At 68.3% G+C, this 12,882-nt stretch carries 13 protein-coding genes; 4 read left to right on the plus strand and 9 right to left on the minus strand.

All coding sequences use genetic code 11. The annotated features are described in order from the left end of the window. Nucleotides 1-68: 68 nt before the first annotated feature. A complete protein-coding gene (locus J7I85_RS16540; protein WP_214853684.1) occupies nt 69-485 on the minus strand; it encodes an MGMT family protein in 417 nt (138 codons plus the stop codon). Between the two features lie 144 nt (nt 486-629). Here J7I85_RS16540 and J7I85_RS16545 point away from each other — a divergent pair, with 144 nt between their 5' ends. The 4 genes from J7I85_RS16545 to J7I85_RS16560 all read left to right on the plus strand — a co-directional run bounded on the left by J7I85_RS16545 (nt 630) and on the right by J7I85_RS16560 (nt 4,318). Next, on the plus strand, nt 630-1,340 hold the full coding sequence (locus J7I85_RS16545; protein ID WP_214853687.1) for a 3'-5' exonuclease: 711 nt from the start codon (nt 630-632) through the stop codon (nt 1,338-1,340). A 295-nt stretch (nt 1,341-1,635) separates the two neighbouring features. Then, nucleotides 1,636-2,706, plus strand: coding sequence for a methionine ABC transporter ATP-binding protein (locus J7I85_RS16550; RefSeq protein WP_214853689.1), 1,071 nt, complete (start codon nt 1,636-1,638; stop codon nt 2,704-2,706). Beyond that, a complete protein-coding gene (locus J7I85_RS16555) occupies nt 2,703-3,374 on the plus strand; it encodes a methionine ABC transporter permease (protein ID WP_102971944.1) in 672 nt (223 codons plus the stop codon). Before J7I85_RS16550 ends, J7I85_RS16555 begins: the two co-directional genes overlap by 4 nt. A 98-nt stretch (nt 3,375-3,472) precedes the next feature. Continuing rightward, on the plus strand, nt 3,473-4,318 hold the full coding sequence (locus tag J7I85_RS16560; protein WP_214853690.1) for a MetQ/NlpA family ABC transporter substrate-binding protein: 846 nt from the start codon (nt 3,473-3,475) through the stop codon (nt 4,316-4,318). A gap of 88 nt (nt 4,319-4,406) precedes the next feature. Here J7I85_RS16560 and hemL read toward each other — a convergent pair whose 3' ends face one another. The 8 genes from hemL to J7I85_RS16600 all read right to left on the minus strand — a co-directional run bounded on the left by hemL (nt 4,407) and on the right by J7I85_RS16600 (nt 12,839). Then, nucleotides 4,407-5,738, minus strand: a complete 1,332-nt coding sequence (gene hemL / locus J7I85_RS16565) for a glutamate-1-semialdehyde 2,1-aminomutase (protein ID WP_214853693.1) — start codon at nt 5,736-5,738, stop codon at nt 4,407-4,409. 13 nt (nt 5,739-5,751) lie between these two features. Continuing rightward, nucleotides 5,752-6,867 carry an LLM class flavin-dependent oxidoreductase gene (locus tag J7I85_RS16570; RefSeq protein ID WP_214853695.1) on the minus strand — a complete coding sequence of 372 codons (1,116 nt, stop codon included), beginning with the start codon at nt 6,865-6,867 and terminating at the stop codon, nt 5,752-5,754. Further along, complete coding sequence (gene hemB / locus J7I85_RS16575) at nt 6,867-7,847, minus strand: porphobilinogen synthase (RefSeq protein WP_214853697.1); 981 nt, start codon at nt 7,845-7,847, stop codon at nt 6,867-6,869. Before hemB ends, J7I85_RS16570 begins: the two co-directional genes overlap by 1 nt. Nucleotides 7,848-7,857: 10 nt before the next feature. Continuing rightward, entirely contained in the window at nt 7,858-8,760 is a 903-nt protein-coding gene (locus J7I85_RS16580) for a uroporphyrinogen-III synthase (protein WP_214853698.1), read from the minus strand. Between the two features lie 17 nt (nt 8,761-8,777). Continuing rightward, nucleotides 8,778-9,776, minus strand: a complete 999-nt coding sequence (hemC, locus tag J7I85_RS16585; protein ID WP_214853700.1) for a hydroxymethylbilane synthase — start codon at nt 9,774-9,776, stop codon at nt 8,778-8,780. Beyond that, a complete protein-coding gene (locus tag J7I85_RS16590; RefSeq protein WP_214853702.1) occupies nt 9,773-11,008 on the minus strand; it encodes a ferrochelatase in 1,236 nt (411 codons plus the stop codon). Before J7I85_RS16590 ends, hemC begins: the two co-directional genes overlap by 4 nt. Continuing rightward, a complete protein-coding gene (gene hemQ, locus J7I85_RS16595; RefSeq protein WP_214853704.1) occupies nt 11,005-11,706 on the minus strand; it encodes a hydrogen peroxide-dependent heme synthase in 702 nt (233 codons plus the stop codon). The genes J7I85_RS16590 and hemQ overlap by 4 nt, the downstream gene beginning before the upstream one ends. Before the next feature lie 74 nt (nt 11,707-11,780). Continuing rightward, nucleotides 11,781-12,839 (minus strand): hypothetical protein, encoded by a 1,059-nt coding sequence (locus J7I85_RS16600; RefSeq protein WP_214853706.1) that lies wholly within the window; start codon nt 12,837-12,839, stop codon nt 11,781-11,783. Nucleotides 12,840-12,882: the final 43 nt, after the last annotated feature.

Raw genomic sequence — 12,882 nt, forward strand, 5'->3', positions numbered from 1 at the left:
GGATGCCTGATCGGCTGAAGTCTGATCGGCGGAAGTTTGATCGGGGGAGGTCTGATCGAGTGTTGCGGTCACACGGACATTCCATCACCCGGGGCTGACAAACTTCGCAGCGACGCTTCCAGCCGCCCGGCAACCACGTCCAGGGCGTCAAAATCGGCGTCCGACGGCGACCACCGCGCAGCGGTCAGATCCACCCGCCACCGTCCTTCGCCCGTCCTGGCAAACTCGCTATAGTCCCCGCGCAAGGGCGTGCCCTCCTGCAGGTAGTGGTCGAGGGCCTCGGATTCATGGCCGTCCGGGGCCAGTCCGCTTGCGCGCAGCACGCGCCACCATGGCACGCCGCTGCCGTAATGGCTCAGCACGGACCCCACCTGCCGCGGCCCTCCGGCGCCAAGAAGCTCAGCGACGTCGCCATAAGCCACCGCCGAACCGGCCGGAATGAGGTCAACCACCGCCAAAACCGCCTCCACGTACTCCGCCCGCATGCCTTCAGACTATCGGCCGGCGCGCATCAGCAGCGGTCAGGACGGGCGCCGTGTGCGTCTTCCCACAGCGTGTCTTCCCACACCCTGCCGGACACGCGCGGGACAAGCACCTTGACTGTCGGTGCCTCCGGGTAATTTGGAGCAATGAGCACTTGGAACACTCTCCCCCGGGCCGCATTCGACCTCGAAACCACGGGACGCAACTCCCGTGCCGCCCGGATCGTGACGGCTTCCGTCACCGTGGTGGACAGTTCCGGGAACGTGATTCGGGAGCATGAGTGGCTGGCTGATCCGGGGGTTGAGATTCCGGCGGAGGCCAGCGAGGTCCACGGGATCACCACCGAACACGCGCGCAGCCATGGCCGGCCTGCGGCCGAGGTCACCAAGGAAGTCGCCGCCGTGCTCCAGGGGCTTTTCGACGACGGCGTCCCGGTGATCGCGTTCAACGCCAGCTACGACTTCACCGTGCTGGCCGCCGAGTCGGCCCGCTACGGCGTGCCTCAGCTGAGCCGGTTCCCCGTCCTGGACCCCTACATCATGAACAAGCAGGTGGACCGGTACCGGAAGGGCAAGCGGACGCTGACCGCCCTGTGCGAGGAGTACGGCGTGGACCTGGAAAACGCCCACACATCTGCCGCGGACGCCTTGGCAACGCTGCGCATGCTCGATGCCATGTCCGGCAAGTTCCCCAAGCTGAACATGCCGGCCAGTCAGCTGCACCAGCTTCAGGTGGACTGGGCCGTGAGCCAGGCCGCCGACTTCCAGCAGTACCTCCGCAAGACCAAACCCGCCGCCGTCATCGAGGGCGACTGGCCTGTCCTGCCGCCGGAGGACGCGAGCCGGGGCGGCTTCTAAAATTAGGCGGAGATAAGCCAGAGGCATGGCAGGAACAGAACGGAACCCGCTGGGACGAAGATCACAGCACCCGGCGAAAGCGCGGGCGGTGAACCCGCCGTCATCCTGATTCAGGAAGTCCCTCGAAGGCCGCCATTCACGCGGCTGGAAGAGCACAACGCCAGTCAATAGTGCGGTAGATGTGCCAGCGGCCGAACAATGTTCGGAAGTGGCTGGCATATCCTTGCGCTGACATAATTTAGTTCAGAACCGTGCTTGTGCTATGCCCTGCCCAAGTCCTACCTCCTGAGGATAAATGATCACAGTCACCGACCTGCGCAAGGTCTACCGTCAGGGGAAAAAGGAAGTGGTGGCCCTTGACGGGGTTTCGCTTTCTGTCCCCAAAGGCTCCATCCACGGCATCATCGGCCACTCCGGCGCGGGCAAGTCCACCCTGGTGCGCTGCCTGACGCTGCTGGACCGCCCGACGTCGGGGTCGGTCAACATTGACGGTACCGAACTGAGCTCTGTCAGGGACTCGGAAATCCGCGCCGCCCGTCGCCGCATCGGTATGGTCTTCCAGCACGCGAACCTCATGGATTCGCGCACGGCCGCCGCAAACGTGGCCCATCCCATGGAACTGGTCAAGGCGCCGAAGGACAAGATCCGGGCCAAGGTCGCCGAGCTGCTGAAGATTGTGGGCCTCGAAGGCTTCGAGAATGCATACCCCTCCCAGCTTTCCGGCGGACAGCGCCAGCGGGTTGGCATCGCCCGCGCCCTGGCATCGGACCCGGACGTCCTGCTGTGCGACGAGCCCACGTCCGCGCTGGATCCAGCCACCACCGATGAAATCCTCGACCTGATCCAGGACCTGACCCGCCGCCTGCAGCTCACGGTGCTCATCATCACCCATGAGATGCACGTGGTGAAGCGCGTCTGCGGGTCCGTGTCCCTGCTGTCCAAGGGTCGGGTCGTTGAGTCCGGTCCGCTCGCCGAGGTCGCCTCGGACCTGGACAGCAAGTTGGCGCGGGCACTTCTGCCCCTGCCGGCGTCGGAAGTCATCAAGGGTGCGCTCCAGGCCGGGCCGGTACTGGAGATTCTCTTCTCCGGCGACGGCGCCAGGGAGCCCGTGCTCACGGGAGTGGCACGGCATTTCGACATTGACCTGAACGTTCTTGCCGGCAGCGTCGAAACCCTCGGCGGCCAGCAGTTCGGCCACCTGCGGGTCCAGCTGGGCGACGACGCCGACTGCGACGCCGTCCTGGGCTACCTCCGCGACCGCGGCATCAGCGCCAAGCTGGCCCGTTCCACCGCCGACGAGGCGGAACTCGCTGAATTCGCCCCGGCGGACACTGACTTCGCCGCCGAGACGGGAGACTCCAAGTGAACGAGATCTTCAGCAACCCTGTCCTGGCCAAGGCACTGCCGGAGGCCATCGTCGAGACCCTCCAGATGGTGGGAATCTCTGCCTTCTTCACCGTGCTGGTCGGACTGCCGCTCGGCGTCTTCCTGCACGTCACCGTCCCCGGCGGGCTGCGGCCCATGCCGGTGGTCAACCGGATCGTCAGCGACATCGTCGTGAACATCACCCGATCCATCCCCTTTGCGATCCTGATGGTGGCCCTGATCCCGCTCGCCCGGCTCCTCGTGGGGACCAGCCTCGGACCGGTGGCTGCCTCCGTTTCGCTCTCCATCGGAACCATTCCGTTCTTCGCCCGCCTGGTGGAGGCCTGTCTCCGCGACGTCCACCACGGCAAGATCGACGCTGCCCAGGTGATGGGCTCCACCCGGATGCAGGTCATCAGCAAGGTGATGCTGCCCGAATCCCTGCCCGCGCTCGTTGCAGCCGCGACCACTACTGTTGTGACGCTGGTGGGCTACAGCGCCATGGCCGGTCTCGTCGGCGGCGGCGGACTGGGCAAACTCGCCTACAACTACGGCTTCCAGCGCTTCGACGTCACGGTCATGATCGTCACCATCGTGCTGATCATTGTCCTCGTCCAGCTCATCCAGCTCACGGGCGAATGGATCTCCCGCAGCCTGGACCACCGCTAAAAGTCTTCACCGCAGGGAGTAGCCGCTCACTGCACCTGAATCGGATCTCGCCGGCGCCGCCGTCGGGGATCCAGGTTATTTTGAAAGGAACGCATCGCATGCGTAAATCACTCACCCTCCTCGCCACCGGCATCGCCGCGGCCCTGGCACTGACCGGGTGCGGCGGTTCCTCCGCCCCCAGCGCCGAGTCCAGCCAGGCACTTGATCCGGCCAAGCCCGTCACCCTCACCGTCGGTGCCAGCCCCGTTCCGCAGGCCAAGATCCTTGAGTTCCTCAACCAGGACCTCGCCCCGAAGGCCGGCCTCAAGCTGGACATCAAGGAGATTGAGGACTACCAGACGCCCAACACGGCGCTGAGCGACGGCTCGCTGGACGCCAACTACTACCAGCACCTGCCGTGGTTCGAGGACCAGGTCAAAACCAAGGGCTACGACTTTGGCCACGGCGCCGGCGTCCACATCGAGCCGTACGCCGCCTTCTCCGAGAAGGTCAAGGACATCAGCGAGATCAAGGACGGCGCCAAGATCGCCATCACCAACGATCCCTCCAACCAGGTCCGGGCGCTCCGGGTGCTGGAAAAGGCCGGCCTGGTCAAGGACATCAAGGATGACACCTCCATCATCGGCCTGACTGATGCCCAGAACCCGAAGAAGCTGAAGTTCTCCGAGAACCAGCCTGAACTGCTGATCAACGACCTGAAGGATCCCTCCGTGGACCTGGCCCTGATCAACGGCAACTTCATCCTCAAGGCCGGGCTCAGCACCACCGACGCCCTGGCCGTGGAATCCACCGAGAACAATCCCTACGCCAACTTCCTGGCCTGGCGCTCGGAGTCCAAGGACGACCCGCGCATCAAGAAGCTGGACGAACTCCTGCACTCCGCCGAGGTCAAGGCCTTCATCCAGAAGGAATGGCCCAACGGTGACGTGACCGTGGCCTTCTAGGCCAGCAGGACACCGAGAACCAAAAAACTCTGGCACCCGCCGCGGCGGGTGCCAGAGTTCTTTAATCAGGAGAAAGTCCGACGGCGGTTTAGGCCTTCGCTGCGGCGGCCGCCTCCGCGGCGGCCGGCAGTGCCTCGAAGATCCGGTTCATGGCGGCATCGTCGTGCGCCGCGGACAGGAACCAGGCCTCGAAGACGGACGGCGGCAGGTAGACGCCCGAATCCAGCATGGAGTGGAAGAAGGGCGCGTAGCGGAACACCTCCTGCTTCTGGGCGTCGCTGTAGTTGTGCACGCCGTGCTCGGACGTGCCGAACGCCACCGAGAAGAGGTTGCCCGCGCGCTGGATGGAGTGGTCCACGCCGGCCGCATCCAGCGCGGCGGAGAGGGCGCCGGACAGTTCCAGTGACCGCGCGTCCACGAACGCGTACACGTCCCGGGTGGCGTGGGTCAGGGTGGCGACGCCGGCAGCCATGGCCACCGGGTTCCCGGACAGCGTGCCGGCCTGGTAGACGGGACCGAGCGGCGCGAGGTAGTCCATGACATCGGCACGTCCGCCGAGGGCCGCCGTCGGCATGCCCCCGCCGATCACCTTGCCGAACGTCAGCAGGTCGGGGGTCCACTTCTCCGTGGCGTCGGTGGCGCCGCCGGTAAGTCCCCAGTAGCCCGAATAGCCTGTGCGGAAGCCGGTCAGGACCTCGTCGACGATCAGCAGGGCGCCGTGGGCGGCGGTGATCCGTGAGAGGCCGGCATTGAAGCCCTCGCCGGGCGTGACCACGCCCATGTTGGCCGGCGCGGCCTCGGTGATGACGGCGGCGATGTTGGGGCCGTGCTCGGCGAAGGCGGCCTCGACGGCGCCGAGGTCGTTGTAGGGCAGCACCAGGGTCTCGGCGGCGGTGGCGGCCGTGACGCCGGCGGAACCGGGCAGGGCAAGGGTGGCCACGCCGGAGCCTGCGGACGCGAGCAGCCCGTCGAGGTGGCCGTGGTAGCAGCCGGCAAACTTGATGACCAGATTGCGGCCGGTGAAGCCCCTGGCCAGCCGGATAGCCGTCATGGTGGCTTCCGTCCCGGTGGACACCATGCGCAGCCGTTCAACGGCGGAAACGCGTTCCTTGACGATGGCCGCCAGGTTGGCCTCATCGGGGGTCGAGGCACCGAAGGAGAGTCCGCGGTCCACCGCGGCGTGCACGGCATCGAGGACGGCAGGGTGGGCGTGTCCCAGCAGGGCCGGGCCCCAGGAGCAGACCAGGTCCACGTAGTCCTTGCCGTCGGCATCGGTCAGGTAAGGGCCCTTGGCCGCCACCATGAAGCGGGGCGTGCCGCCGACGGAACCGAAGGCGCGGACCGGGGAGTTCACGCCGCCGGGCATCAGCTGGCGGGCGCGGTCGAAGAGTTCCTCGTTGCGAGGGGTACTGGAAGTCATGGTTCCCATTCTTTCAGTCTGCGGGAGTGTCGCCGGACAAGGTTTCACCGGACAGGAGCTCGGCCACCCGCGGTGCCACCACGGTGCCGAAGAGTTCGATGCAGCGCATCATGGATTCGTGCGGCAGCGTGCCGTTGCCGTATTTCAGGTCGAAGCGGTCGACGCCGAGGTTCCGCTTGAGCAGCGCGATCTGATGTGCCACCGTCTCCGGTGAGCCGACGTACAGGGCACCCTCGGGACCGCACATGGCGTCGAATTCCCGCCGGTTTCCCGGGCCCCACCCCCGCTCGGCGCCGATCCTGTTCCGCTGGGCAAGCCAGTGCGGGAAGAGCTCCTCGCGGGCCGCCTCGTCGGTCTCGGCGATGTGGCCGGGCGAGTGGGTGGCGATCTGCTGCATCGGCTGGCCGTATTTGGCCATCGCCTCACGGTACAGGTCAACCAATGGAGCAAAGGCGCGGGGCTGGCCGCCGATGATGGCAAAGATGATCGGGTAGCCGTACTCCGCGCACCGCAGGACGGACTCCGGGGTGCCGCCCACGCCGATCCAGGCCGGCAGCAGGTGGTGCTCCAGCGGCGGATAGACGCTCAGCCCGGCGAGGGCCGGCCGGGTGCGCCCTTCCCAGTGGACCGGCTTCTGCGCCCGCACCCTGTCGAAGAGCTCGAGCTTCTCCTCGAACAGCACCTCGTAGTCCGCCAGGTCCAGGCCGAACAGCGGAAAGGACTCGACGAAGGAGCCACGGCCCAGCATGACCTCGGCGCGGCCGCCGGACAGGGCGTCCACGGTGGAGAAGCGCTGGAACACGCGGATGGGATCGTCCGAACTCAGGACGGTCACGGCCGAACCGAGCCTGATGTTCGTGGTCCTTGCCGCGGCGGCCGCCAGGAACACCTCGGGGGCGGACACGGCAAAGTCGCGGCGGTGGTGCTCCCCCACACCGAAGGCGTGCAGGCCGACGGCGTCAGCCAGCACCACCTGGTCCAGCAGCTCCCGCAGCACCTGGGCATGCGGCTTCGGCTCGCCGGCACCGTCCACTCCGACGTCGCCGAAAGTGTTCAGGCCCAGCAGGATTCGGCCGGGACCCACCGGAGCGGTGGGTGCTGTGGTCTGGCCCGTGGCCGCCTCCGGCATCAGGATTCCTTCAGCCAGCCGGCTATTTCGCTGGCCCAGTACGTGAGGACGATGTTGGCGCCGGCGCGGCGGATGCCGAGGACAGACTCCGTGATGGCAGCACGCCGGTCGATCCAGCCGTTGGCGGCGGCGGCCTCGATCATGGCGTACTCACCCGAGATCTGGTAGGCGGCAACCGGCACAGGGCTCATCTCGGCGACGTCGGCAAGGATGTCAAGGTAGCTCATGGCCGGCTTGACCATCACCATGTCCGCACCCTCGGCAAGATCGAGTTCCACCTCCTGGATGGCCTCGCGGCGGTTGGCAGCGTCCATCTGGTAGGTCCTGCGGTCGCCTTTCAGCTGCGAGTCCACCGCTTCCCGGAACGGGCCGTAGAACGCCGACGCGTACTTCGCGGCGTAAGCCACCACGGCGGTGTTCACGTGGCCGGCGTCTTCCAGGGCCTGGCGGATCACGCCGATCTGTCCGTCCATCATTCCGGACGGGCCCAGCGCGTGGGCGCCGGCGTCGGCCTGGGCCACTGCCATCTTCGCGTAGATGTCCAGCGTGGCGTCGTTGTCCACGTAGCCGTCGCTGTCGAGGACGCCGCAGTGGCCGTGGTCGGTGAATTCGTCCAGGCAGACGTCGCTCATCACCACCAGGCTGTCCCCCACCTCGGACCGGACGTCGCGGATGGCTTTGTTGAGCACCCCGTCCGGGTCCAGGGACGCCGTGCCCTCCGCGTCGCGGGTCTCGGGAATGCCGAACAGCATGATGCCGCCGACGCCCAGCTCCACGGCTTCGGCTGCCGCGCGCTTGAGGGTATCGGTGGTGTGCTGCACGACGCCCGGCATGGAGGCGATCGGGTTGGGCTCCGACAGCCCCTCGCGGATGAACGCGGGAAGGATCAGGTCTGCCGGGGCAAGCCGGTGCTCAGCCGTGAGCCTGCGCATGGCGGGGGTGGTGCGGAGCCGCCGGGGGCGGTGGTGCGGAAAGCTCATGTCCTGTCCTTCACTGTGGGCCTGCTGTTGATGAGTGGTTGTTAGGGGCAACTGCCCGGATAACGGCCGCTACGAGCCCTTCCGGCGTGGCCTCCCGGGCCGTGGCAGCCACGACGAGTCCTAGGGCTTCCGCCTCAGCCGCTGTCGCCGGGCCGATGGCCACGAGGCGGCAGGAGCCGAGCGGCACCAGGGTGGCGCCGATGCGCCGCACCGCGCTGGGTGAGGCGGCGACGACGGCGGCCAAGGCGCCGTCGTCGACCTCGGCTTTCGCTTCGGCGGGCGTCAGCAGCGGCAGCGGGGCGGTGCCCTCACTGCCACTTTGGCCAAGGCGCCGCGCCGGCTCTGCCGGGAAGTCCACCGTGGAATAGGCCACCACAGTGCGCACCCGGGCGCCCTTCGACGCAAGCCCTCGGGCCAGCGCAGGGGCCGCGATATCGGCCTGCGGCAGCAGCACGGCGGCAGGCCCGCCGGGCCATCCGTTGACGATCCCGGCGGCTGAATGTTCTTGCTCCGGCTCGAAGTGCACGGCAATCCCCGCAGCCTCGAGCGCCGTCCGGCTCGCAGGGCCCACCGCGGCAACTCGGGTTCCGGCCGGAAGCCAGTCGCCCAGTCTCACGGCGCGCTCTGCCGCCTTTTCCTGCAAGGCCAGGACGGTGGTGGCACTGCTGACCACGAGCCACTCAAAGCTGCCCGCGCCCAGCGCCTCAAAGGCGTCGTCAAGCGCTACCTGGTCCGGGGCGCGTTCGGCGGCCGTCAGCGGCAGCAGGAGGGGAATGGCGCCGGCCAGCCGCAGTGCCTCCGTGAGGGGCCCGGACCGCTCGGGGCTCCGCGTCACCAGGACGCGGAGCCCGTCCAGCGGACGTTCTTCCAGCGGGCGCCCGCCCGCCGGGTTTTCCCCGCTCGTCGTTCCCATTCGGTGGCCGGCTGCGGTCAGGAAGCCGTCAGGTCCGCGATGTCCGCAGCCCCCGCTGCCAGCAGGACCTCGGCCAGTTCGACGCCGAGCAGGGTGGCGCCCACCTCGGTGAGTCCGTCCGTCGCCCGTTTGTCCCGCACCGAGGCGGTGCCGTCCACGGCGCAGACCACGGCTTCCAGGTGGAGCATGCTGCCCTTCCGGTAGGCGTACGCGCCCACGGGGGCGGCGCAGCCTGCCTCGAGCCGGGCAAGCAGTGCGCGTTCGGCCGTGACCGCAAGCCTGGTGTCGGCGTCGTCAAGGGCGGCCAGTGCCTGGGCGAGCACGCCCTGCGACCCTTCGGTGGAGCCGGCCCGGCGGGGCGCGTCGGCTGTGCGGCATTCGATGGCCAGCGACCCCTGGCCTGCTGCCGGGAGCATGATGTCCGTCTCCAGGTATTCGGTGACGGTGTCCAGGCGGCCGATCCGTTCCAGTCCGGCGGCGGCGAGGACGACGGCGTCGAGGTCGCACGACTTCCCGGCAACCACCGCGTCGGTGGCGTTGCCGGGCAGCCCGGGCACCCGGCCCAGCCGCGTGTCCACGTTGCCGCGGATGTCCACGATGTCCAGATCGGGGCGTACGGCGCGGAGCTGCGCTGCCCGGCGGGGAGAGCCGGTGCCGACGCGGGCGCCCTTGGGCAGGTCGGCCAGCTTGAGCCCGTCCCGGGCGCAGAGGACGTCCCGGACGTCCACGCGGGGCGGGGTGGCGGCCAGCGTCAGGCCCAGGGCGGAACCCGTGGGCAGGTCCTTCAGGGAGTGGACAGCCACGTCGCACTCGTTCCGCAGCAGCGCGTCGCGCAGTGCGGCCACGAAGACGCCGGTGCCGCCCATCTGGGACAGCGAGCCGGTGAGGACGTCGCCGTCGGTTCGGACATGGACGAGTTCGACGTCGAAACCTCCGACGGCGGCCAGCCGGTCGGCCGTCTGCTGGGTCTGGGTCAGGGCGAGCTTGCTCGCCCTGGTGCCGATCCGTACTGTCACTTCGCGTCCTGCCCGGCGGCCGGGTAGGGGTCGTGCCCCTGGCCGACGGTGGTGTCGGCGCCGGCAATGGTGGGCTTTTCGCCGCGGAAGTTTTCGCAGCAGCCGGGGCGGCAGACGTCGTACCAGGGGCCGAGGCCGGTGAGGGCCTGGCGGTCCGCGATGTTGTTGGCTACCGTGCGTTCGCAGATCAGTTCCACGAGCCCCTCGACAAAGCGGCGGTGCGTCCCCGGCGTGGGCACGCGTGTGGCAGCTAGTCCAAGCCCCTTGCAGGTCTGCAGGGCTTCGGTGTCGAGGTCCCAGACGACCTCCATGTGGTCGCTGACAAAGCCCAGCGGCACGATGACGATGCCCGCGACGCCCTGCTTGGCGAGGTCTTCGATGGCGTCGTTGATGTCCGGCTCCAGCCACGGGATATGCGGGGCGCCGGATCGCGACTGGTAGACGAGGGACCACGGGGCGGACAGGCCGGAATCGGCTTCCACGCGGCGCATGATCTCCGCGCCGTTGGCGAGGTGCTGGGCCACGTAGGCGGAATCCTCCGCGAACTCACGGGGCTCGTCCTCGGAACGGCCGGCGGCCACGGCATCCCGGGTGGGGATGGAGTGGGTGGCGAAGAGAACGTGAATGGGTGCGTCAGGCTTACCGGCGGCGGCAAGCTGCGCGCGCACCCCGGCAACTCCCTCGGCCGTACCGGCAACGAAGGGCTCCACGAAGCCGGGGTGGTCGAAGTACTGGCGGACCTTGTCCACTTCCAGCCTGCCGTCGAGCCCGGTTTCGGTCAGGGCCATGCCGATGTCCTCGCGGTACTGGCGGCAGCTGGAGTAGCAGGAGTACGCGCTGGTGGTGAGCATGAGCAGCCGGCGGTGGCCGGCGTCGTAAGCGTCCTGGAGGGTCTGCGGAATGTACGGGTCCCAGTTGCGGTTGCCCCACAGCACGGGCAGGTCAATGCCGCGCGCGGCCAGCTCAGCCTCGAGGGCGGCCTTCAGCTCGCGGTTCTGCTGGTTGATCGGGCTGATGCCGCCGTTGGCGCGGTAGTGGTGGGATACCTCTTCAAGGCGCTCATCGGGGATTCCCCGGCCGCGGGTGACGTTGCGAAGGAACGGGATGACATCGTCCTGGCCTTCGGGACCACCGAAGGAGGCGAGGAGGACGCCGTCGTATTCCTTGGGGGCAAGCCTGCCGGTCTCGGTGACGGGATTCGCAGCGTCTTCCTGCTGGTCCAACGGACTCATGCGAGGACCTCGGCGATCTCGCCCGCGGTGATCCGCCGCCCGGTGTAGAACGGGATCTCCTCGCGGACGTGGTTGCGCGCTTCGGTGGAACGCAGGTGGCGCATCAGGTCAACGAGATCCACTAGCTCGGGCGCCTCCAGGCCGAGGATCCATTCCCAGTCGCCGAGGGCAAAGGATGACACGGTGTTGGAAATGACCTGCGGGAAGTCGCGGCCCAGCAGGCCGTGGTCGCGCAGCATCGTGCCGCGCTCGTTCTCCGGCAGCAGGTACCACTCGTAGGAGCGGACGAACGGGTACACGCACAGCCATTCCGCCGGCTCCACGCCCCGGGAAAACGCCGGCGTGTGGTTCTTGGCAAACTCCGCTTCACGGTGCACGCCCATGGCGGACCAGACGATTTCGGTTCCCCCGAACAGCTTGCTGCGGCGGATGTCACGGATGGCCTGCTGCAGCGCCTCAGGCTTGGGGCCGTGGAGCCAGACCATGACGTCGGCGTCGGCGCGCATGGCGGAAACGTCGTAGCTTCCGCGGTGGGTAACCCCTCCCCCGGCCAGGCGCGCCACCAGGGCGTCGAAATCCTCGGCGGCATCGGCGCTGCGGAGGGCCTCGGCGGAGCGCTTGAAAACGGTCCAGAGGGTGAAGAACTGCTCGGCTGATTCTTCGGTTTTGGTGACAGATTCGGCAGGAGTGTGGCTCATGGTTACTATCCTGCCCCTTCCATGCGGCCTAAGTCGAAAAACTCAACTTCTACGTCGTGTAGAAGTGGCTAATTTCACAGCGACCGCCGGATACGAACTGCCGCCACACCCGCCGCCCCGGCAAGCGCGAGGAGCCCTGCACCCCACCACACCTGCGGCTCAATAGTCCCATTCCGTGACAGGCCCATGACAGCAGTTTCGGCTGGTCCGCTCATGTATGGCGAGCTGATCGTCGCCATGTTGTTGGGTCCCGCGAGCTGCGCCGAGCCCCAGACTCCGCCGGCAACGCCCGCGGCCGAGCGTCCCCGCAGGCTGGCGCCGCCTGACAGACCCGTGATTTCCCCGAACGGGCTCGCGTCCGCGGACGGGGTTTCGGTGGTCGCTGCGGTACCTTCGGCCGCCGGTGCCGGGGATCCGGGGGCGGATCCGGCAGGCGCCGATCCGGCCGGCGCTGATCCGGCCGGGGAAGAGCCGCCGGTTCCGGCCGGGGATCCTGACCAGGTGCCCGACGGCGACGAGGTGCCCGACGGCGACGGGGTTCCCGACTGCGACGGAGTTCCCGTTCCCGTTGAGGACTGCGTGCCCGAGGGCTGTGTTTCGGACGGTTCAGGGGCTTCCGGAGAGCCTGATGGCCGGGCTGGCCGGGAGGGCGTCGCCGTTCCGGAAGAGGTCGGGGCTTCCGAGGAGGTCGGCGCGGGCGACGGCGCCGGCTCGGTGTGACCCGGCTCGGTGTGACCCGGATCGGACGGCGCCGGAGCGGCCTGCGTGGGCGCGGCCGAGGCAGTAATCGACGGGTCAGGCGTCGGGCTGGCTGTGAGGGTCACAGATGGAACCGGCGTCGGGACCAGCGGCGCCAGCGTCGGCGGGAGCGATTCAGAGGGCGACGGCTCGTCCGTTGGCGAAGGCTCGGTGGGGCCGGCCGCTCCGCCGTCCGACTTCCCGCCGTTCGACTTGCCTTCGCCCTTGCGGTGATTCGACAGGGCGGCAGCCGCCCAGGCTTCGAGGCCGGCGGCGTCGACAGTAGCGCCGAGCCCCGTCCCTGCAGCACTGCCGGTCTGCTCCGAATCGCCCAGCAGGTCGGATGCGGGCAGCTCGGACGCAGCAGCGTTGGATGCAGGAACCCCTGCGGACAAGACCAGTACCGCTCCGAACGCTGCCGCTGCTGTGCCGCGCCGA

Origin of the sequence: Arthrobacter sp. ISL-65 (assembly GCF_018613795.1) — a bacterium.
Lineage (GTDB): Bacteria > Actinomycetota > Actinomycetes > Actinomycetales > Micrococcaceae > Arthrobacter.